Here is a 22,546-nt window from a genome sequence, read left to right as displayed (position 1 = left end):
GCAATTAAGACACCCATGATTATGAAGGTTTGTAAAAGGAGAGGTTAAGATGTCAGGTATTACAGATTTAGAAGAGCTACTGCATTCAATTAGCCCCAAATTGCTAGACATTGAATTTGTTTTTTGTACCGTGTCGGGTGGTCTCGAAGCGTACGTTGAGTTGAGCCCAATCGCGACTTTTATGGAACCTGAAGGCTTGACTCTTGTTATTGAAAAGTCGATTGCAGAGCAGGCGGGTCTATCGTTTGCAGGCTCCTATAGCCAAATTATATTGACTGTTCATTCTAGTTTGGAAGCTGTTGGACTGACTGCAGCAGTAGCCAGTAAGTTGGCTTCAAAGGGGATTAGCGCTAATGTGATTGCAGCTTATTATCACGATCATATTTTTGTTCAAACGAGCAAAGCAAAAGCGGCCATTTCAGCGTTAGAAGAATTCAGCGCATAGCCTTTGATCGTAGTGTTAGAAGCAATTTAGAAAGATGCTATTGAGACACCCATGATTATGAAGGTTAATTATTGGAGCTCAATAAAGTCATTGTTGAATAAATGGCGGGTGCAATAAAGGACAAAAGCAAACCGATTCCGGCTCAAATTGTCATCCCTATATGTTGTTGGCAGAGACTATAGGAATGACGAAGGCTTAACATATCACCGGAGTGACGAGAGCGAGGAATGTCAGCATACCGAGCGTTATCCCGCGGTTGAGCCAATCCAGCCTAGTGTAAGTTAGGGTTGTTTTTCTTGCTTGGGTTCGGTTTGTTCGATAATTGCTTGAGTCTGGCCTTCAGAATCAAAGCCTAAGCCAGCGTTCGTGAAAAGTAGTTTGTTGTTATCGCCAACTATTTTTCGGCTATCTTTTAAGAAGTCGACAATTTTCTCGTCCGTCATATCCTGCTCTTTGTAAATGCTGGCTTGTTGTTTGGCTTGATCCCATTCAATTAATTTTGATAATCGGCTACTTTGTTGAATTAACCTATTTAAATTTTGGTCAGAATCTAAATATTGCTGTAGTTGCTGGGCGCTTTTTGTGTCCCCGGAGACGGTGAGTTTGTCATCTTGGATAGATATTTCGGTCTCTGTGGTTATTTGATATGTGTCGATGAGTTGACTGAATTGGTTGGTCAATCTGTTTTTATTAAACTCAAAATAGTTTTGTAAGGTTTCTGAGTTGACCTCAATTTCACCACTTTCAATCTTGTCTAAGGTTTCTTCAAATTGACCTAAGCTTAGGCCGTCATCTACCGCTTGAATACTACTGGCGATATTCGAGGCTTGTTTGTTGGCTAAATTTTCGAGGGTGCTGGTGGCTTGGTTATTGTCACTAATGTAATCGAAAAGGGTCAGAGCTTTGGCTATTTGCATGATGGTTAGCGCAGTGATTTAAATTAATTGATCTTGAAAAGCAACTACTAGGCCAAAACCGCGAGTGCTTGTCTTAGCGTATTGACTGCTAAGGGCGCGTGAAAATGATCGTTAGTTTGCCTATTGATGGCAAAAATTTGTCTTTTCTATGCCATCAGGATTGGTAACTAGCTCGCTGCAGAAGATTCAAGTTGACCAATCAATTTACGTAAAGTAGGTTGTGAAACATTCAGTAGGCTAGCTCGTATTTGCTGATTGGCTGTTGATGCTAAAACCACTTCTACCAATAGGCTCTCTAACCTTGTCCACAGCCCCTGAGATGGTTCATTTTGAATGGTTAACGCTAGTTGCTGATTCAATCTATTTTGTAAGTCTTCGGATAGAGAGGGCTAAAAACGGCTTCATTGGCTTTTTGGTAGCGACGACGAAGGGTTGACTCTGGCATTTTGAGTTTTTGTGACACTTTGTACAAACTGTCCCATTTTTTAAGACATTGCTCTACTAGATGCTTTTCAAATAATAGCGCGATGGGCTCTGGGTGTGCTTATAGTTAACTGCGAGTTTTGCCCATTCTTGTAAAATACTCTGGCAAATCAACAAATGGCGAGGGGCTTGCCGGCACTGTTTGAATATGTGTGCTATCTATTTTATCGGTAATTTGAGGCTGGTGCTGTAGTACAATATGCTCAGCTTCAATTGTATTTCCGGGGCAAACAATAACCGAGCGCATTATATTGTTTTGTAGTTCCCTGACGTTACCCGGCCAAGAATAATCCATTATTTTTGCTTCTGCTTTAGTTGATAAGTCGCGAATAGATTTACCGTATTGTGCTGCATATTTGCTGATAAAATGACGAGCGAGCAAAAGTTTGTCAGTGCCTCTTTGCTCAAGGTCTGGCAAGTGCAGTGTAAACACATTGATACGGTAATAAAGGTCACCTCTAAAGCGCCCTTTGTTTACTTCTTCTGCCAAGTTGCGGTTGGTGGCAAGCACCAAGCGCACGTCTACTTTTTTTACACGTTGGTCACCCACAGCAACGTATGTTTTTTCTTGCACAAAGCGCAACAACTTTGACTGGATTTCTAGGGGTAATTCTCCCACTTCGTCTAAAAATAACGTTCCGCCATCAGCTTGCGCAATACGGCCTAGTTTGTCGTTATTTGCTCCTGTAAAAGCGCCCCGTTTGTGGCCAAACAGTTCACTTTCAATTAAGTGTTCGACTATGGTGCTGCAATCTACTGTTATAAAGGGCTTCTCCGGGCGCAAACTTTGGTTGTGAATTTGCTGTGCAATGAGCTCTTTGCCTGTGCCAGACTCGCCAATGATTAAAACTGTAGCGTCCGTAGGTCCAACAAGCTGAACCTGTTGTATTAGAGTGCGCATGGCCGCAGATTCAAAAATTAGCTGATGGGTTTCCCCCTGCGCTTGTTGCGTGAGGGAGGGGCGCTTCTGTTCTTGCTCTAGTAATAAAATTCTGTCTAACGTGGCTGCAAAGTTAGGGGCAAGTTGCAGAAGTTGTGCCGCTCGTTTCTTGGCTGTTGGCGTGAGTTTCTCTGGCCATTTAGCTAAAATGATGGCCTCGCATTGTTGTCGAATCATCAAAGGAATAAAGGTACAAACTTGTTGCTCAATAACGGTCGACTCTGATTTAAGCCTTGCCGTACTTTTGAGCTGTAATTGCAACTGCCTGCTCGCCCATGACTCTAGTGAATCAAGACTATGGTCAGTGAGGGGGTTAACATTATTGGCACTAATATTTGTTAGTTGGCCTTGTTTTAAAAGATAAAAATCCAAGTAGTCACTTTTCAATCCAGACTGTAGTAATTTGCTACTTTGCTGAGCAAAAGTCTGCAACGTATGATTTTGTCCTAGCAAACGAATAACGTCCCATTGCAACATCATCACACGAAAATCATCGTTGGGTTCACTGGAGAATTTACCGCTCATTCTGTCTAGGTTGGCGATGACATTTGAGTCGAATTGAGGACGCCATGTGACTAACTTGCCACCGCCAATATTACGTGCGGCTTGTAATGCCGTATTTGCACGACGAAAGAGCTCTAAGGGAGACTGCTCGTCAATTTGCTCTTGGCCTTCAATGGTGGCCACACCAATACTAAAAGACAAAGATAACTTATGTTGAGTATATTGCTTGCCTGCCAATAGTTGATGTAATCGGCTAGTTAATTGCTGTGCCTGTTTGGCGTTTGTATCGGGTAGCTGGGCCGCAAAGACGGCGCCACTATAACGCGTCGCGAAATCATTATCTCGAAGGATGCCAGAGATGGTTTGTAATACCTCCGCGAGCGCTTCGTCACCTTGCTCGCGGCTATAGTGATGGTTAATGTCTGACAGGTTGTCAGGATTAATCAGTAGCAGGCTTACTGGTTCATTCGGGTGTTGCGCATGCCATTCATGAACCGGCCAACTGGCGACTTCACGTAAAATGAGCACGATAGATTGCTCGGATGTTGGGCCAACAAAGCCATCCATCATCATTATCTGCTCGGTACACTGAATGGGAAACGTGGAGATGCGTGTAGCTGAATGTATTGTATTTGCAGAGTCGATTATCGCGTTTATTCTAGCCCTTGCTGCCGGGGATGGAATTTTCACCACTTTTTGCCATGGCTGACCATATAATTTTTGTAAAGGCTGTGCCAATAACTGACTTATTTCCGGCCCCGCGTCTACTATCAAACCATTTGCATCTAGCGTAACGGTGTACTCCCTAAAAAACCGGATAAAAGGGATAATTTTTTATCGGCATGGGCCAATTTTGTTGAGATGGTCGCGCTGTGATTAAACAAGGATAAAATTGCTTGTAATTGCTTAGGTTGCTGCCAGTTTGATAACCAATGGCCAATCGCGGGCTGCTCGTTGGAGCCATCAAACGTTGTGCCGGGTAACCAATAAATGAGTGGATTGGTCAGGCTAAACTTTTCTATTGTGGAAGCTGCAGTAAGGTTTGACTTGCAAACAATGAATAGCGGTAGAGATTGTTCTTTGACGGGTGAGTCTATGAGATCCAAACGAATATGATTTTCGTTCAGTATGCGTTCAAGTGCAGGAACAAGCAATTCGCTATCGGCTTCAACATATACTTGTACTTTTGACCTTGGTTGATTGTGTTGGTTAGAAAACCGCATATTGCCGAGACTCACGTTGCTGGAACTAAGCTACTAAAGTCTTGCTCTATCAAGGGTGATATATTCAGCAGCAACAGGACGGCTAAATAAGTAACCTTGCAATAACAAGTTATTAGTACTTTTTAGGATAGTGATTTGTTCCGAGTATTCGATACCTTCGGCGATAACACCAAGATTCAAACTGGAGGCCAAAGCTAAAATTGCATCAACAATAGCAATGTCGTCTGGAGCCGAGTTGATATCACACATAAAAGAGCGATCAATTTTTAGAATATCGATTGGGAAACGTTTCAAATAACTGAGAGAAGAGTAGCCTGTACCAAAATCGTCAACTGCCAAAGTCACTCCTATCGCTTTTAATTCCTTTAAGCGGGAGATGTTTTCTTCAGCATCGCTCATGATGACTGATTCAGTTAATTCTAATTCTAGTAACGATGCGGGCAATTGGTATTCTTCGAGTGTTTGCTTGACTAGGTCAGTAAAGTCGGATTGCTTAAATTGATGAGCAGATACATTCACTGCAACTCGAATGGGATTACCATTCTTCATCCAAACGCTAGCCTGATGGCATGATTGTTGTAATACTTGTTTGCCCAACTCGATAATTAACCCTGTTTCTTCAGCAATAGGAATAAATTCATCAGGGCCAATCATTCGTCCTTGTGGTTGGATCCAACGCACTAGCGCTTCAACACTGACCATTCTGCCATTTTGGGCACAAATTTGCGGTTGATAAAATGGCAGTATCGCTCCACTAGAAAGTGCACTTCGTAGGTCTTGCTCGAGTTGCAAGCGTAAGGCTGCCTTAGCGTTCATTGAGTCACAATAAAACTTATAACAACAGCGGCCAGATTGTTTCGCAAAATACATCGCGGTATCGGCATTCTTTAATAAGGTATCTGCGTCGTTGCCATCATTTGGAAATATTGAAATACCGATACTAGGCGTAATGACCACTTCATATTGTTCCAATTGAAACGGTTGACTAAAACTACGTATTACTCGTTCAGCAATATGCATTGCTTCATTGCTGTCATTTAGTCGGCTCAAAAAAATAGTGAATTCATCGCCCCCAAAACTGGCTAACTCTGGCTTACTCCCTTCGCTTAACGTTCCAAATACATCGCTATCTCTAAGGTTTGTTTGTAGACGCAATGCCACTTTGCGCAATAATTTATCGCCATAACTATGACCCATAGTGTCGTTGATGCGTTTGAATCTATCTAAATCAATAAATAACATCGCTGCATGATAGTTGTTACGTCTGGCCAACGCCAAAAACTTCTTCATATCTTGCATTAAAAATTGACGGTTGGGTAAGCTTGTTAACGCGTCATAAAACGCTAACTGGTGTAGTTCTTGTTGTTGGGTAACTAAGTCTTCGAACGCTTGGCTGGCCCTAAGAATATACTTAACCCGTTCGCCTAAAATAGGCCACTTAATTGGTTTAGCAATAAAATCTGTGGCACCAACGGCGTAAGCTTTGTGAATAGACTCAATATCGTCTGAGCCTGTCACCATGATAATAGGGATATGTTGGCCATCTTTATGTTGACGTATTTGCTGGCACACTTCAAAGCCGCTAATTCCTGGCATAGATACGTCAAGCACTACTAGTGCCGGCTGATGTTGTTCGAATAAGGTCAGCGCGATTTTGCCATTCTCGGCTTCTATTACTTCAACTTGTGCAGAGCTGAGTGTTTCTCTCATTAAAATTCGCGCGGTAAGATCATCGTCGCACACTAATACTCTAAGGGGTTCTCAATTTGCATTGCGGAACTCCTCCAAAGCAGCACGACTTAAATTAAAGGTTGAACTGATCTGTTCGACCAAAGTGCTTAGCTCGTTTACTTGCCCTTCGCTACTTTGACGTTCTAGGCTTTTACACAATTCAAATAGCGCTTTTGCGCCGGTATTACCTGCCATAGATTTTAACGCATGAGCTTGTTCTGCAATCATTGTAAAATTAATATCTTCACCTTCAGCTTGTTCTAGTATGCTCTTAGTCAATACATCCGCTTCAGAGCAAAATGCATCGAGTACTTTGCCGTACACGTCGTTACCGGTATCTTGAGATATTTTGAGCAAGGTGTTGATTGTCGCTTGATCTAATAACTCATCTATTTCTAATTGCTTATTCGGCAAGTCATTTATCTGAACATCCGTATTTTGCTTTACTTCATTGTTATCGGCAGGTAAAGGTAAATAACGTAATAAAGTTTGCTCTAATTCCTGAATAGAAAAAGGCTTAGACATGACTTCGTTCATGCCCGCGTCCATGCATTGCTGATGTAAATTGTCGCCCATTCCAGCCGTTAATGCCACGACTGGGATGTGTGGCCACTGTTTACGTATTTCTCGGGTGGCAGCGTAGCCATCCATGATTGGCATTTGGCAATCCATCAAGACTAAATCTGGTTGATGGTTATTAATGTGGTCTACTGCTTCTGCGCCATTATCAGCCAACCAAGTTTCACAACCTAACATGCCTAGCATGCTTTTTGCTACTTCTTGATTGGTTAAGCTGTCTTCAGCAACAAGTATCTTAGCCGCAAAGTTTTGTAGGTTGCGCTGTTCGGTGGACTTAGCGTTACTGTTATTGTCTGCAATCCCTAAAGCATGATGTAAGCATGATTGTAAATTAATTAAATGAATGGGTAGTGCTAACACATTGCGCTGATCATTTTCTTGCCACTGGGACGAAGGTAGAAGGCAAATCCATTTTTTAAGGTCAATTTTAGCATTTTGAATGGCGGGTTGATGTTCAGGCAAGCTGATCCAAATACCATTCTTGACGGCGGCTAATTCTGCTTTGACTCTCTGTACGTGTAAGTGTTTAATCTGTAATTTGCTTAGCATCGCGCTTAAAGAGTGACCTAAGCCATTTTGTAAATTGACCAAATAAACGGTAGGGCAATCGGTTATTTTACTGGTATTAGGTAGAACATTTTCTATTAATGGAAAGTCTGCTTCTAGACTAAAGCGACTGCCAATTCCTTCAGCTGACTCTAGCTGGATTTTGCCACCCATGAGCGCGGTAAGCTGTTTACAAATGGCCAAACCTAAGCCTGTACCTCCGTATTTTCTGGTGGTGGAAGCGTCGGCTTGGGTAAACATTTCAAAGACCTTTTGCTGGCGATCTGGAGCCATGCCAATTCCGGTGTCCTGGACATGAAAGGCGATGCCGGTGTGTGGGTATTCTGCATGTTTTGGTATCGGTTGATGCTCAAAACAAGGCAGGATTTCTACACTGAGGTTAATCTCCCCACGTTCGGTAAATTTAATCGCATTGCTGGTGAGGTTTGCCAAAATTTGTCGTAAGCGAGCTGGATCACCAAGTACTATCGGGGTCTCGCCCTTAATTAAAATGGGATTGATTTGTAGCCCCTTGTTGTGCGCTGTTTCACTAAAAAGATCGCATACATCTTCAAGTAAGGCTTCTACATCAACCGGGACAGATTCTAAAGTGGCTTTACCCGCTTCTAACTTCGAAAAGTCTAAAATATTATTAAGTAAATCGAGTAGCAGCCGCCCAGAACGATATACCAGTTGTGCAAAATGTTGTTGCTTGGGTTTTAGCTCTGAACTGAGTAACACTTCCGTCATACCAAGCACTCCATTCATTGGGGTGCGAATTTCGTGGCTCATAATGGCTAAGAAATTACTTTTCTCACGGCTTGCTTGTTCTGCAGCAACTCTTGCTTTATCTGTTTCTTGCATACTCACGACTAATTGTTCGTTAGCACTGCGTAGGGCTTTGGTGCGTTCTTCTACTTTTTCTTCTAGCTCTATTAAATGCTGTTTTTCTAATTGTCGTTTTTTATTGAAACGCCATATGAAACTTATAATGATCAGAGCAATGACCAATGTGTATAAACTGTAGGCCCAAATTGTTTTCCAAGGCGGTGGCAATACCCTGATAGGTAAAGATACGCCTGTCGTATTCCATAACCCCTGATGATTGCTGGCCTGAACTTTTAGCACATAGTCGCCTGAAGGAAGATTGGTGAAGGTGGCTAACCGTCTGTTTTCAAGCTCAATCCAATCGTTGTCCAAACCCTCAAGTTGATAGCGATATTCATTCAGGTCAGGTGCATTGAAGTCTAAAGCGGCAAACTCGAATGAAATGAAATAGTCTTGATAATCAAGTTCTAAGCTGGCTAGTTGTTGATAAGGAACGTCAAACCAGACTTGTTCATTGAGCTTTTTGATACGTACTAAAACCACAGGAGGAGGCGTTAGGTTGTCTTTGATGTCGTTGGGGTGAAAGCGAACTACCCCCGAATTTCCACCAAAATACATGTAGCCATGGCTATCTTTGAACGCGGCTCCATGATTGAATTCATTGTCTTTCAAACCTTGGTAAGTATCAAAGTGGCGCACTTTACCCGATGCTCTGTCCATTCTTGTTAAGCCTTGGGTGCTGCTTAACCAAAGGTGGTTATTGTCATCTTCTAAAATGGAATAGATATGGCTGCTAGGTAGCCCGTTAGAGCCATCATATCGTTTAAAGTTATTGTGACGCTGATTAATGTTTTGGATTGACCACTGGTTTAACCCTCCACCTTGGGTGCCAACCCAAAGCTGGGCCATTTTATCTTGATGAAATGCCCAGGCTACAGGGGCCGATAAGCTATCGAAATTGTCGGCTTGATGTTCGATGCGGTCAAATTCTAAGGTGTTAGGATTGAGTAAATTTATTCCCGAAACTGTGCCGACAACTATTGTGCCGTCTAGCAATTGATATATAGCTAAGATTTTGTCGCTATTGATACTGTTCGGGTTATTAGGTTCATGGCGGTAGTGAATAAACTCATTGCCACCAGCTTTGAGAAAGTTTAAGCCCCGCCATAGGTACCGACCCAAACATTGCCCATACTATCTGGGTAAATAGTGGTGACTCCATCGAAGCTTAAACTATTTGGCTCATCTGGGTTATGGCTAAAATAATCAATGGATCCATTGTCAACGTTTAGTCGACCTAAACCACCGGCACGCATACCAAACCACAATAAGTTATTATCTCCTTTGATGCTCATAACACGGACATCTTTCAACTTAGTTTGACTATTTTTGTCAAAGACTTGTTGGATCTTGCCGTTTTCGTCTAGTCGCGTCAGTCCACCGTAACTAGCGACCCAAATCGACGTTTGTTGATTGGATGAACGCGTTTCGGCGAAGCCCATAATAACATTGCTAGCCAAGCCTTTGTCATAGTGCTCAAAAGGCACTTCTATAGCATTGACTAAACCGTGAAAGGTGCCAATCCACATAAATCCAGTGCTATCTTCAAAAATGGACAGTACTTTGTCGTGGGTTAAACTATCTGCGCTTGAGTAATTTTTGAATTGATTGCGGCCGTCCCAAATGCTTATGCCTGCTTCAGTTCCAATCCAAATCCGTTGTTGATGATCTTGATAAATATGATGCACTAGATTTGCGGCCAAACTATTGCTTTGCTCAGCTCGATGTTGCAAATGTCTAAAGTTATTAAGCTGTGGGCGACCTACCATAACCCCTGAGTCGTAGCTCGCTAGCCAAAGCTGCTGTTGGTTATCAATGAATACTTGGGTGAGTCGGTCGCTAAATAATGGTGCTGCAGAACCAGTAAACCAACGGCTAAGTTTTTGCGTGGTTTTGTCTAGTAGGAATATTCCATTGCCATCTGTGGTCAGCCAGATTTGATTGTTATAGCTGGCAATGGAGGTTATCTGGGCACGTTTACTGCCGGCTGGCATTAACTGTTGGGTCTCAAAGTGTTTGAACACACCTGCCTCGGGATCAAATTGACTAAAATTGCCATCGTTATAACCAAGCCAAATCATGTCTTGAGGATCACGGTACATCGTTCTGATCCCATTAGACATTGGCCTACTCGGATCATTCTCTTTGGCCTTTAGCCGAGTAAAGTTCTGTTTAGCTGGGTTAAACAAATTTAACCCCCCCATCTGTGGCAACCCATAATCTATTTTGCTTGTCTTCAATGGCGGCGCGAACGTTATCTGAGCTAATAGAATCTGTAGCTCGAGGGTTGTGAGTAAAGTTGAGTAGCTGATAACCATCGAAGCGAGATAAACCTTCTTGGGTTATCAACCAAATATAGCCAGTATGATCTTGGTAAATCTGTCTTATGGTTTTTTGCGAAAGGTTTTTACTGATGCTTGCGGGGGTAAAATTAAAATTAGTGATTTCAGCGGCAGATAGATGGACAGTGAAAAAGGTAAATAAAAGCCAGAAATAACTATTCTTAATCATTATGGAACCGAAGAAGCGTACAATTTTGAAATAGACTACCTCAAAGGGGCGCTGCTGCCAATAAAAAGGCTCCTGTATCAATGACTAACAAATTATTTGTTGATCATTAAAGCAGGAGCCGATAGCTGGCAGAGTTAACTTATTCTTGTCTTAACCAACTCTCCTGAATCATGTGTGCTTCGTCCCACATGAAGGCTTCGTCCCACATGAAGGCTTCGTCCCACATGAAGGCTTCATCCCACATGAAGGCTTCGTCCCACATGAAGGCTTCATCCCACATGAAGGCTTCGTCCCACATGAAGGCTTCATCCCACATGAAGGCTTCGTCCCACATGAAGGCTTCGTCCCACATGAAGGCTTCATCCCACATGAAAGCTTCATCCCACATGAAGGCTTCATCCCACATGAAGGCTTCTAGACCTTGGATGTAGTATTGACCATTGCCGTCGCTACGCGCCGCGCCCATATAATGAGTGTCGCCATTTAAATCAGCCACAACATCCATGCCTTGGTTAGCGCAGCCAGTATTAGTTGAGTTTAATGCGCTGACAGCGTCCACATATCCAGATCCTTGCTGAAACGGACTATAAGCCAATTGGCCGTTAAACTGGGCCATTTTGGTACTGCTCATTAAGCGACATTTAACATCACTTGCAGATAGTTCTGGGTTTTGTTGCAACATCAAGGCTGCAATGCCACTTACCACTGCTGAAGCTTGAGAAGTACCAGACATAATAAATTTGTCATTGCCTACTTGGTATTGTGGGTTGTTGCTCGGCACATACATGTTTTGGTGAGCTAGGCTAAACATATGGCCGCCTGGAGCAACCATTTCTGGTTTTACGAAAGCTTCATGGGTCGGCCCTTGCGATGAAAAGCTCAATAGGAAATCATCATTTTTGTTGTCTGGAGTGTAGTTGTCACTGATAGCCCCCACACTGATCACATACGGCACATTAGCTGGTACACCAATACTCATAGCCGTAGGGCCTGTGTTACCAGCCGATGTTACAACCACAACGTCCTCAGCCCATAGCGCCATAACTGCTTGGTTGATTGGATCTTCCCAATAATGTGACTTAGGCGGAGCACCAAACGACATGTTTAATACACGTATATCCAGTTCTTCATGATTATCTGCAATAAATTGTAGGCCACGAATAACGTCTAAATAGGTACTATGCCCGTCTTCGTGAAATGCTTTCACTACGACTAGGTTGCTGTCGGGAGCCACACCTTGATAGTGATTCTTGCTATAACCATCAATGACTGCATGCTGGCTATTGGCAATGATGCCAGTTACATGGGTGCCATGACTATTTTCGTCTGTTAGATTATTGGTGGTTAAATTTGTGTCGTTGATTGCATCATAAGCAGCGCGAATACGATTGCCATATTGGGTATCATATTTTAGAGCTGAATGACTGGCCCATAAGCCACTGTCAATCACCGCAACGGTTACATCTTTACCTGTAATTCCCTGTTCATGCAGGGTGTCGGCGCCAATGGCCTGAATATAGTAGCTATTACTGTCAAAGTCATTTGCTTGGGTTTCATAACCTTTGACTAAGTTTCTTGTACACTCTTCTTGGAACTTTATATTCATTGAAAAGTCACGTTGCGAATAATAGTTTGCGCCAAAAGAGGAGAAAGTCATTTCAAGCTTTGCGTTCTCGTAAGGGGCTAATTTAGCATCACGATAAAAGTCACTGGCCTTCAGATTTAGTTGGCCCTTTTGGTTTCTAAAGAAATTAGAATATAAGGTGCGACCGTTAAATCTAACCGATAAAACGCGACCTAAATCTTCTGGCTAAGGTTAGTTCCATTTCTGAAACGTTGGCTTCAATATCTCTACCGTTATATAAATTCCATTTTACTTTGTTGAAAGACGCGTCTAAAACGTGGCTACCATACACCTGACACTGTTCTAGTGAGCCTGCAGTAAAGACGGCTTGGTTTTCGGTGACCTTAACGATAAGTGGTAGTTGTTTTAATATGGCTAATTGTAGGTCACTGACTCTAATGCCAATCCCCGATACAATGGGCAGTTCGTGGGTAATCACGCCGCCTATTAAATTAACTAAGTCTCTAAGTATCGGTAGCTCTCCGCCTTGGATCAATATTTCATTGTTCATACTGACTAAGCTGCTAACCACTGGCAACTCAGGCAAGCCAAGAGCATCGGTTAATTGGTTTACATCGACAATTGACGTAAGGTCACTAAGGTTAAGAGTATTTGAACTTGCCGCATCTGCCGAACTTGATGAGGTAGCAGTACTTTGTAGGCCCAAAAGCCCACCCAATAAAGAAGTATGCTGTGTATCGTTTGTAGCTGCACTGGCGTGTAAAGCGCCAACCGTAAATGAGGCAGCGAGTATCGCCAACCCTACTTTTTGAAACTGTCGCTTCATTTTTTTCTCCGTTAGACTCGACAAGCCAATTGTGATTATCCCATTTAATAAACGGGCTAAATTAATTTTCTAACGGTATAAAGCATTTTCAATGCCATGTTTTAACTGTTTGATTTTAATGTTATTTTTTGTTTGATGAAAGATATGAATGGTTTCGGCTGAAAAATACGAATGATTAATTTGGTGGTGGTGTCATATTTTTCATGTCGTATTTTTCATTTTTATCTTTCGGGGAAGGGGCAGTGAATAGCGAACGGGTTAAGGGTTATATACCTCAACCACGTGATTTAGACGGGCCTGAATGATTCGGCGAAAGCGGTCGGCAAGCTCCCTAAAAAACACGCGTGACGGAGAGGTATTTCGCCATGCCAGTGCATGTTGACGGAGTATAGGCTTGTTTTTTATTTCACACACTTTTAGCGCTTCAGGGTTGTGCATTTCTGAATGTACGTATAGGCCGGGTAAAAATGCCGCTCCCATACCCATTACTACCATTTGTCTTAAGGTATCTAAACTGGTTCCTTCGTAATCACGCTGCAATTCGGCGCCTAATTCATTGCAAACATCTAACACTTGATGATGGAAGTGATGCTTATCTTCTAGAGTGAGGATTCTTAGGCCTTTAAGGCTATCAGGCTCTACAAATACGTTCTCACTTAGAGGGTGTTCGCTCGACAATACTAACTTCAAAGGTTCGGTAAATAGGGGTTCTACCACAAAGTCACTGGGTAAACCTGCTAAGGGGGAAATAATTAAGTCGTAATCACCTTTGTATAAACCCGCATGCAGTTCGTTTGGCGCGCTTTCTCGTACGTAAAACTTAAGTTTGTCGTAAAGGTGGTGTAACTGGGGTAAAACAAAAGGCAGTAGGTAAGGACCTAATGTAGGTGGAATGCCTAATTTAAACGTGGTTTTGGGGCCTTGAGATAGTTCTCGTGCAACACTTTGAAATTCATTGATTGTATTCAGTATCTGTTCTGCATGATTTAATAACTCTCGACCATCAGCAGATAGCATGGTGCCGTTTCGCGAGCGTTCAAAAAGGGTTAATTGCAACCCTTCTTCAAGTTTAAGAATTTGATTGGTAAGCGTAGGTTGACTGATACCTAACTGATGAGCAGCGCGCCGAAAGTTAAGCGTGTGGGCGACTGCTGCAAAATACTTTAGTTGTTTAATAGACAGTTGGGGTTGAGTGTTTGGCATCGTTTTATTGCAATATGTTTCGCTAATAGATAAAGACTATCACGAGATTCTGTATTTTTCTATAAAGCTATCAGGCAAAACTAAAGGTCGTTGTTAGCTATATGCCTAAACCATCGCAAAATAATGTATGAAGAACGGCTAGGTATGTGAATTCAAGGTGCCTCTTTGAATACTGTTGTTTGCTTTTTAACAACAAACAACACAGAAGTGAAATTCCACAGAGATTCATACTAAGCAGGTATTTTGAAGTGGTTAGGGGTAATTGAGTTTTCATTTATAAATTTTTAGGAGTAGGTAATGGAACATGTGATTTCAGGTGTTGCAAAATTTCAACGAGATGTTTTTCCAAAAAACAAAGAAGTGTTTCAAAAGTTAGCAACCGGTCAAAATCCAGAAGTTTTGTTTATTACTTGTGCAGATTCGCGAATAGATCCGAATCTTGTTACGCAAACAGGGCCCGGTGATTTGTTTATTTGTCGTAATGCGGGAAATGTAGTGCCTCCCCATAGTAACCAAACTGGTGGCATGACCGCGTCTATCGAATTTGCCGTGGCTGCACTTGGTGTATCTGACATAGTGGTGTGCGGCCATACTGATTGTGGTGCCATGAAAGGCGCTATTTCTCCAGAAGCGCTGGATGAACTCCCTCATGTGAAAGAATGGCTTGGGCACTGTCGTGGTGCGACCGAAGTGGTTAAACATAAACACGGTTCGGTTGGTAGTGAACATTTAGAAGAAATTACCAAGGAAAATGTGTTGCTACAAATGCAGCACCTCAAAACACACCCTTCGGTTGCGGGTCGGTTAGCCTGTAAAGAAGTGCGTATTCATGGTTGGGTTTATAATATTGAATCAGGTGAAGTGCTTTGTTTCGATCCTCAAAGTGAGAGCTTTAAACCTATGCAAGAGTGCTACACCGGTGAGAATCAATTTAAATCGGCTATCGGTTTATAAATAAAGGCAAGGATTAGAAAGAAATGAAAATTGATTTTTCACATTTGCGAGGAGACCTGACAGGTGGTATTACTGCTGGTGTCGTAGCGTTACCACTCGCTTTGGCGCTAGGTGTTGCTTCTGGCCTTGGGCCATTGGCAGGTTTGTATGGCGCGATTGCTGTTGGTTTTTTTGCCGCGCTTTTTGGTGGTACTCCTTCACAAATATCAGGGCCAACAGGGCCTATGGTTGTTGTTCTCGCAGGCTTATTCGCAAGTTTGTCGGGAAATGTTGAGCTTATTTTCACTGCAATAATTCTAGCTGGTATCTTTCAAGTAATATTCGGCATTATAGGTGTAGGGCAATATATTCGATTGGTACCTTATCCGGTTATATCAGGCTTTATGACAGGTATTGGGGCAATTATTATTATTTTGCAGCTTGGGCCAATTATGGGGCATGACTCTCCAGGCGGCACTATAGGGGCACTGTCTTATTTGCCCCAAGCTCTTTCAAATATTAATTTTGTTGCCTTGGGTTTAGGTGCGTTAGCATTGTTGATTGCGCTTAAGTGGCCAGCAAAATTTGGCAAATATATTCCAGGACCATTAGCAGCATTAATTATCGGTACGTTAATTAGCCTATTACTTGCTGAAGTGCCTGTCTTGGGGGCAATTCCGAGCGGTTTGCCTAGTTTGCATTTACCTGTTTATGAACAGAGCCAAGCATTTTTGGTATTAGAAGCGGCCTTCATTTTGGCTGTATTGGGCGCAATAGATAGCTTGTTGACTTCGTTAGTGGCTGACAACATGACGCGTACTCGTCATGAAAGTAATAAAGAGCTTATTGGTCAAGGCGTGGGTAATGCAGTAGCCGGTTTATTTGGTGGTATTGCTGGTGCAGGTGCGACCATGCGTACCGTGGTTAACATTCGTTCTGGTGGTAAAACAAAACTATCTGGAATGGTGCACTCTTTGGTACTGGTTGCTGTTGTGCTTGGTTTAAGCCCACTTGCTGCCAATATACCGCACGCGGTTTTAGCAGGTATTTTGGTTAAGGTTGGTCTAGATATTGTTGATTGGCGCTACATTAAACGTGCCCACAACGGTCCTCGTTGGGACTTTGCACTAATGATATTGGTATTGGGATTAACCGTTTTCGTTGACCTTATCACTGCAGTAGGTGTAGGTGTGGTGTTGGCGGCTTTGGCTTATGTACGTCAAATAGCTCAATTGCAGATTGCACAGTTAAAAGCTATCCCTAAGTTTTCTAGTAACCCTGAAGAACAAGCATTGCTAGAAAAAGGTCATGGCAAAGTCAATATATTTAACTTTGCAGGCCCCTTGAGTTTTGGTGCTGCAGCTGACTTAGGTCACCATGTCAGACAAAATGTAAAACCGGGTTCAGAGGTATTGATACTCGACTTTTCTAGGATCCCAGCAATGGATGTGTCTGCGGCGATGGCGGTAGATACCATTATTGCGGACACTAAAGCGTCTGGAAAACTATTGTATATTTGCGGCATGAACGCAGAAGTGAAAGACGTGTTAGTGGCTATCATTGGTGACAAACCGGCAGATTTTGAGTGCGATACCTTAATTGAAGCGCTAGAAAAATCTGTCTTGGTAATTGAAGGTACGCCTCAAAGTAAGTTAACCCAACCCTCAGACGCTCTATCCTAGTAATAGTGATAAAGAGAGTCAGCCGCTTCACTTGAAGCGGCTTTTTTTTGCACTCAGTAAGTAGGGTGATAGAAGGTTTGTCATTTTTGGGGTGACAATTAGTACTAGTATTCACCATGATCTTTATTAAAATAGCGAAAATTTCTCTTAGGCTTTTGTTTTGCAGACTCTTGTTCCTTTTCATACCTTCAATCTAAACGCATCTGCTAGCAACATCATTCCTGTTGCTTCTAGTGTTGAGTTAAAAGCCGTGTTGGCATCCTTAGGGGCCACTCCATACCTAGTGTTAGGCGAAGGGAGCAACACCGTATTTTTAGAAGACTATCAGGGGACGGTGCTAAAAATGTCTGGCACTGGTATTTCTTTACAGCAACGCTCTGATTTTTTTATGTCACTGCCCAAGCGGGCGAAAATTGGCATCAACTCGTTAAGTGGTGCATGCAACATCAAGTATACGGTCTAGAGAATTTAGCGTTAATCCCAAGGTACAGTTGGCGCCGCACCAATACAGAATATTGGGGCATATGGTGTTGAAATAGCCACGTTCATTCATCAAGTACAATACGTTGACTTAGTTGATGGTGAAATAAAGAGTGTAGATGCAGAACAATGTCAATTTGGCTATCGCGACAGTATTTTCAAACATGCATTATTAAATCGAGCAGTGATTACCCAAGTAACATTGAAATTCCCCACCGCTTGGCAAGGTGTGGCGCATTATGGAGAGTTGAGAACGCTCTCTGCCCCGACAGCACAAGACATTTTTGCTACAGTGGTTGCGGTTCGACAAAGCAAACTCCCAGACCCAAACCAACTAGGTAATGCCGGTAGCTTCTTTAAAAATCCGGTTATTACTAGGCAATTATATGCAGACTTAAAGCAAGACTGGCCAAGCATACCAAGCTACCCTGTGAATGCCGCTCATGTCAAAGTGCCGGCTGCGTGGTTAATTGATACGCTAGGATTTAAAGGGAAAAAAGTGGGGGGCATTAGTTGCCATCACCGTCAACCTTTGGTGCTGACCAATGACGGGACTGGAACGGGCGCTGAGCTATTAACATTGGCCAGAGAGATTCGCGCTAAAGTGTTGCAAGTATTTACCATTGCCTTGGAAAATGAAGTGAGATTAATTGATAGAAATGGTATGACTGCGTTATGAAGAATCAAGCCATGAAAAACAACTTAGGCCATATCCGCAGCTCTTTATTGGCTACATTAGCAGATGGTAAGTTTCATTCGGGAGAAGCATTGGGTGAATCTTTAGGGATTAGCCGTTCGGCTATTTCAAATCATGTAAAAACCTTGGCTGATTTAGGTCTAGATATTTATAGCGTTACTGGTAAAGGCTATCGTTTAGCTCAGCCTCTATCAATGTTAGAACCTGTGGTAATCAGTAAACATCTTAGTTGTATGAATATTGCTAATGTTGAAGTGTTGAATGTGATTGATTCGACTAATCAATATATTAAGAACAAGTCAGGCGACTTAGTTAACGGTCATGTTTGCTTGGCTGAAGCGCAGACTGCTGGGCGCGGGAGGCATGGTCGAGAATGGGTTTCTCCTTATGGCGCTAGCTTGTACTTGTCTATGCATTGGCATTTTACTGGTGGTTACACTGTTTTGGCTGGTTTGAGTTTGGCTATTGGTGTGGCTGTGGCTAACACCTTAAAATTGTGTGGTATTGATGATGCTAGATTGAAATGGCCAAATGATATTTACGCCCAAGGTAAAAAGTTAGCCGGTGTATTAATTGAAGTAGAAGGTCAAATTGGTTCAGGTTGTGATTGCGTCATTGGCATAGGGCTAAATGTCGCTTTGCCAAATAATGTGAAAAACATTGATCAACCTTGGATTGATTTAATGCAAATTAGCGAAACTCCAATTGATCGTAATCAACTGGCGGGTTATTTAATTGATGAGTTGCACGCGTCATTATTACTGTTTGAGCAAGACGGCTTAAAGCCATTTGTCGAACAATGGAAGCAACTCGATGTATACGCTAACCGGGCTATTAGGCTGATTATGGGACAAAAGACCATTGAAGGCATAGGTAGAGGTATTGATACCAATGGTGCTTTGTTGTTAGAGACACAATCCGGTTTGCAGTCGTTTCATGGTGGAGAGATTAGTGTCCGTGCCAAATAACATTTTACTATTGGATGTGGGCAATACCTGCATAAAGTACGCATTGGTCGATTCAACAGGCAAAAAGCACTTTGGCGTTATACAAAAAGCCGACGACTTGTTAGCCATGCTTGCAACAGTAAAAACGTGTTACATTTCTGCGGTTGGACAAAAAATAAAGGTCAAAGAAATTCAAACTGTACTGACCGACAACAATATTGAAAGTTACCACATAGCGTCCCAGGCAGCATTCGCGGGGTTAACTTGTGCTTATCAAAAAATTAATAAATTGGGTGTTGATCGGTGGTTAGCCATGTTGGCGTGTCGCAAGCAGTATGCAGGTAATTTTGCAGTACTTGATTTTGGCACCGCTATGACTTGTGATGTAGTTAATGCAACTGGGCAACATTTAGGCGGTTGGATTGCGCCTATGTTTTAATACGATGCAAGTGGCGTTACTGCAAAACACAGAAAACCTGAGTATAGAGCAAGATTTTCCTACTGATTTGTCACTCGGTAAAGACACAGAAGTGTGTATCAATATGGGAATTTTAGCCTCGATGCAGGGCTTTTTGCTATCGACAGAAAACTATATGCAGTCTGAATTTAATGACTACAGAATATTTATCGGTGGTGGCCATCAAGGATTACTCAAGCAACATATCCAACACAAAAATAAACCATTTGCTAACCTTGTGCTTGAGGGGATGTTAGCTTATGTCGAGCAACAAGCGACTTATAGCCACTCCAATAAATAAATGTACACTCGGCAGCAGCACAAATATACTTTTGCTTTTCATCTTCCGTAAGCGTCCGGTGGGCTAGGCTTCGGGCAACTTGTAATCTAGTGCTCATTCAAATGTCACTGAGGCTGTTATGGTAGAGCTGTTATGAATATTAATCGCTTATCAGCTTATTTTTAAGTAGATATTTTTTTAAGGTATCGCTTACTCGCCCAGAGTTAAAAGGTTTGACAATAAAGCCATTGGCCCCATTCTTAATAGCGGCCATGACGTTGTCTGATGAGCTTTCACTTGAGCACATCACCACCTCTAGATCTTTGTATATCTTTCTGACCCCCTCTAACACATCTAAACCAGACGTGATGGCGGCTAAATTGATATCAAGATAGATAAGGTGAATATTCCTATGCTGAACTATTTCTATCACACTTGTGCCATCACCGGTTTGAAAAAAGTGAGGACGAATAGGGAACTTATTGTCATCTATGCAAGATATAATTGCGCTTCGTAAAATCTCTCGGCTGTATTCAACATCGTCTACCAGCAATATATTAATGTTTTCAACCACGTATTGTCTCATTTTGTAATATTGTATCTATTTGCGTAATTACACTTTGTACGGGAATGGATGCATCTTGGGCGTTGTTACTTCTAATTAACGTTAGAGCAAGATCAGCGGTTTCAGTCAGAATATCGTAGCCAAAGGTGCCAGCATTGCCTTTAATTATGTGTAATATATCGGCTATTCTTGCATATTCTTGTTGTTCATTGAAGAGCTTTAGTTGAGGATTGTGGTCTTGCAAAGACGACAAAAATTTCGGTTTGATAATATCGTTGATTGTCTTGTTCAAGGCGAGCTCTGCAGGATGTTCGGCCACCTCATTTGAAGGGGGAAGATGCTGACTTAGCACCTCAAACAGATGATTTAGTTCTAGTGGTTTATGAAGCACGCCGTTGAAGCCTAGCTGTTTGTACTCATCTTTGTCTTCTTGCATAACGTTAGCTGTTAACGCGTATATAGGACGGCTATAGCCTAATTGTAATAGGCCTTTTAATGCCTCTTTACCATCTAATACTGGCATTTGAATATCCATCAATACAACACAGAACTCTTTACTCATGGCCATCTCGATCCCTTGCAAGCCATTTTCGGCAAGCACTACATTTGCGCCGGTTTGTTTGATGTGGTGACTAATCAATTGCTGGTTCACTGGCACGTCTTCGACTAGCAACACTTCACCACTTAACGCTGGCGCTTGAATAAACTCTGAGGCGGACATTGGGTTGGGGAACAAAGGAAGCAGATGAGCTCTTCCTTCCATTTTGTTGCTTTTGATGGTTGCGGTAAATTGACTGCCTTGATTGGGTACTGATTCCACATTCAATTGTCCTCCCATCAACTTTACAATGGATTTAGCAATACTTAATCCCAATCCAGTACCGCCGTTTTTACGTGTGACACTGCTATCAGCTTGCTTAAAACTGTCAAATATATGTTCTTGCTGCTCCGCCGAGATACCTGTTCCTGTGTCGGTCACGACAAAAGTTAGCGTGTAGCTTTGCCAATTGGCGCACACTTGAAACGTTATGCCACCATGATCAGTAAACTTAATGGCGTTTGATAACAAATTATGTAACACCTGTTTCAATCTGTCGGGATCACTTACTATCCATTCTGGAATACCCTGTGCAACATCAAAGTCTAAGGATAGTGACTTTGACTGAGCCGCAACAAAATGAACAGCCTGCAACTCTGTTAATAATTGAACCAAATTGAAACGTTTATTTTTCAGAGTAAGGTTTTGCGAGTCTATTTGGGCTAAGTCTAAAATCTCAGCAACTAGGTTGGTTAGATGACGCCCGTTAGTGGTGATGATGTCTAAGTATTTATCTTGTTCAGACGGGCTGGGTTTTTCGTGGCGTAATATTTGCGCAAAACCGATAATAGCAGTAAGGGGAGTTCTTATTTCATGACTCATATTGGCAAGGAACTGAGTCTTTGCAAGATTAGAGGAACTGAGCGCTTCTTTGGTCTTGGTTTTTATTGTGTTGTTTAGGTTATTCTTTAAGGTTTCTAATTCTAAGGTTTTGGCCTCTAGCAGTAATTCGAGCTCCTCTCTTACTTTCTTTTCACTTAAGTATCTTTGTTGGTAGATATCTTGGCTCATCAAAAACTCCCTTTTAGACAAATTATGCCTATTCTCATGCCGGCAGTGCATAAATAACATTGATCGTTATTGCTCAGAAAAAACTCAATAACTAAAATTAATCACTACTAATTGAATAAATTTCGAATTATTAGTTTTTTGTAATCTGCTACGAACATACCTTTGCATCATTATATTAGCCATTAAATTATGATTTTTTGCTATAAAACTAGTCGCTTTGCTGCTAATTTAGCCAATCAGTAAAAAAAATTGAATTTTTTTTAAATTCCTACTTGCACGACCCCAATTCTTACTCTAATATCCGCACCCACTTGATGACGTGCCGACTTAGCTCAGTTGGTAGAGCAACTGACTTGTAATCAGTAGGTCACCAGTTCGACTCCGGTAGTCGGCACCATCAATCTCGGAGGGGTTCCCGAGTGGCTAAAGGGATCAGACTGTAAATCTGACGGCTCCGCCTTCGCTGGTTCGAATCCAGCCCCCTCCACCACTTTTTGCTTGATATGGTATGAGAG

19 protein-coding genes, 2 tRNA genes and 1 pseudogene are annotated in these 22,546 nt (G+C 42.2%); 9 read left to right on the top strand and 13 right to left on the bottom strand.

Annotated elements, in window-relative coordinates:
• Window positions 1–49: 49 nt before the first annotated feature.
• Window positions 50–445, top strand: a complete 396-nt coding sequence (locus tag RS130_RS03340; RefSeq protein WP_316024787.1) for an ACT domain-containing protein — start codon at window positions 50–52, stop codon at window positions 443–445.
• A gap of 281 nt (window positions 446–726) precedes the next feature.
• Here the strand turns inward: RS130_RS03340 and RS130_RS03335 are convergent, their stop codons facing one another.
• The 11 genes from RS130_RS03335 to RS130_RS03285 all read right to left on the bottom strand — a co-directional run bounded on the left by RS130_RS03335 (window position 727) and on the right by RS130_RS03285 (window position 14,381).
• Window positions 727–1,362: a hypothetical protein gene (locus tag RS130_RS03335; RefSeq protein ID WP_316024786.1), complete on the bottom strand. Its 636-nt coding sequence runs from the start codon at window positions 1,360–1,362 to the stop codon at window positions 727–729.
• Between the two features lie 167 nt (window positions 1,363–1,529).
• Window positions 1,530–1,721, bottom strand: coding sequence for a hypothetical protein (locus RS130_RS03330; protein ID WP_316024785.1), 192 nt, complete (start codon window positions 1,719–1,721; stop codon window positions 1,530–1,532).
• Between the two features lie 191 nt (window positions 1,722–1,912).
• Window positions 1,913–4,063, bottom strand: coding sequence for a sigma 54-interacting transcriptional regulator (locus RS130_RS03325; RefSeq protein ID WP_316024784.1), 2,151 nt, complete (start codon window positions 4,061–4,063; stop codon window positions 1,913–1,915).
• Between the two features lie 11 nt (window positions 4,064–4,074).
• A complete protein-coding gene (locus RS130_RS03320) occupies window positions 4,075–4,512 on the bottom strand; it encodes a hypothetical protein (RefSeq protein WP_316024783.1) in 438 nt (145 codons plus the stop codon).
• Window positions 4,513–4,545: 33 nt separating this feature from the next.
• Complete coding sequence (locus tag RS130_RS03315; protein ID WP_316024782.1) at window positions 4,546–6,222, bottom strand: two-component system response regulator; 1,677 nt, start codon at window positions 6,220–6,222, stop codon at window positions 4,546–4,548.
• Between the two features lie 51 nt (window positions 6,223–6,273).
• Entirely contained in the window at window positions 6,274–9,378 is a 3,105-nt protein-coding gene (locus RS130_RS03310; protein WP_316024781.1) for a hybrid sensor histidine kinase/response regulator, read from the bottom strand.
• On the bottom strand, window positions 9,351–10,460 hold the full coding sequence (locus RS130_RS03305) for a ligand-binding sensor domain-containing protein (RefSeq protein ID WP_316024780.1): 1,110 nt from the start codon (window positions 10,458–10,460) through the stop codon (window positions 9,351–9,353). Before RS130_RS03305 ends, RS130_RS03310 begins: the two co-directional genes overlap by 28 nt.
• Entirely contained in the window at window positions 10,438–10,767 is a 330-nt protein-coding gene (locus RS130_RS03300; RefSeq protein WP_316024779.1) for a two-component regulator propeller domain-containing protein, read from the bottom strand. The genes RS130_RS03305 and RS130_RS03300 overlap by 23 nt, the downstream gene beginning before the upstream one ends.
• A 139-nt stretch (window positions 10,768–10,906) precedes the next feature.
• Window positions 10,907–12,373: a S8 family peptidase gene (locus RS130_RS03295; protein ID WP_316024778.1), complete on the bottom strand. Its 1,467-nt coding sequence runs from the start codon at window positions 12,371–12,373 to the stop codon at window positions 10,907–10,909.
• Window positions 12,374–12,545: 172 nt separating this feature from the next.
• Window positions 12,546–13,178 carry a hypothetical protein gene (locus RS130_RS03290; protein ID WP_316024777.1) on the bottom strand — a complete coding sequence of 211 codons (633 nt, stop codon included), beginning with the start codon at window positions 13,176–13,178 and terminating at the stop codon, window positions 12,546–12,548.
• A 258-nt stretch (window positions 13,179–13,436) separates the two neighbouring features.
• Window positions 13,437–14,381 (bottom strand): hydrogen peroxide-inducible genes activator, encoded by a 945-nt coding sequence (locus tag RS130_RS03285; protein ID WP_316024776.1) that lies wholly within the window; start codon window positions 14,379–14,381, stop codon window positions 13,437–13,439.
• A 297-nt stretch (window positions 14,382–14,678) separates the two neighbouring features.
• Between RS130_RS03285 and RS130_RS03280 the strand changes: the two genes are divergently transcribed.
• The 6 genes and pseudogenes from RS130_RS03280 (at window position 14,679) to RS130_RS03250 (ending at window position 19,878) form a co-directional block, all read left to right on the top strand.
• A complete protein-coding gene (locus RS130_RS03280; protein ID WP_316024775.1) occupies window positions 14,679–15,335 on the top strand; it encodes a carbonic anhydrase in 657 nt (218 codons plus the stop codon).
• 23 nt (window positions 15,336–15,358) lie between these two features.
• Entirely contained in the window at window positions 15,359–16,996 is a 1,638-nt protein-coding gene (locus tag RS130_RS03275) for a SulP family inorganic anion transporter (RefSeq protein ID WP_316024774.1), read from the top strand.
• A gap of 160 nt (window positions 16,997–17,156) precedes the next feature.
• Window positions 17,157–18,155 (top strand): annotated as a pseudogene (murB, locus tag RS130_RS03265) (UDP-N-acetylmuramate dehydrogenase).
• A gap of 11 nt (window positions 18,156–18,166) precedes the next feature.
• A complete protein-coding gene (gene birA, locus RS130_RS03260) occupies window positions 18,167–19,141 on the top strand; it encodes a bifunctional biotin--[acetyl-CoA-carboxylase] ligase/biotin operon repressor BirA (RefSeq protein WP_316024772.1) in 975 nt (324 codons plus the stop codon).
• Complete coding sequence (locus tag RS130_RS03255) at window positions 19,125–19,559, top strand: type III pantothenate kinase (RefSeq protein WP_316024771.1); 435 nt, start codon at window positions 19,125–19,127, stop codon at window positions 19,557–19,559. Before birA ends, RS130_RS03255 begins: the two co-directional genes overlap by 17 nt.
• The gene (locus tag RS130_RS03250; protein ID WP_316024770.1) at window positions 19,543–19,878 is read left to right on the top strand and encodes a hypothetical protein; all 336 of its coding nucleotides are present in this window, start codon (window positions 19,543–19,545) and stop codon (window positions 19,876–19,878) included. The genes RS130_RS03255 and RS130_RS03250 overlap by 17 nt, the downstream gene beginning before the upstream one ends.
• Window positions 19,879–20,017: 139 nt before the next feature.
• On the opposite strand, the gene RS130_RS03245 is transcribed toward RS130_RS03250, so the two are convergent.
• Both RS130_RS03245 and RS130_RS03240 read right to left on the bottom strand, forming a co-directional pair.
• Window positions 20,018–20,431: a response regulator gene (locus tag RS130_RS03245; protein ID WP_316024769.1), complete on the bottom strand. Its 414-nt coding sequence runs from the start codon at window positions 20,429–20,431 to the stop codon at window positions 20,018–20,020.
• Window positions 20,424–22,031, bottom strand: a complete 1,608-nt coding sequence (locus RS130_RS03240; RefSeq protein WP_316024768.1) for a sensor histidine kinase — start codon at window positions 22,029–22,031, stop codon at window positions 20,424–20,426. The genes RS130_RS03245 and RS130_RS03240 overlap by 8 nt, the downstream gene beginning before the upstream one ends.
• Window positions 22,032–22,352: 321 nt before the next feature.
• On the opposite strand from RS130_RS03240, the gene RS130_RS03235 reads away from it, so the two are divergent.
• Window positions 22,353–22,428: transfer RNA gene (locus tag RS130_RS03235), tRNA-Thr, on the top strand.
• Between the two features lie 8 nt (window positions 22,429–22,436).
• A tRNA-Tyr gene (locus RS130_RS03230) sits at window positions 22,437–22,521 on the top strand.
• Window positions 22,522–22,546: the final 25 nt, after the last annotated feature.

This window comes from Paraglaciecola aquimarina, from assembly GCF_032464635.1.
Classification (GTDB): domain Bacteria; phylum Pseudomonadota; class Gammaproteobacteria; order Enterobacterales; family Alteromonadaceae; genus Paraglaciecola; species Paraglaciecola aquimarina.
Note: the sequence above shows the minus strand (reverse complement) of the source record. Positions and strands in the feature narration are given on the sequence as shown.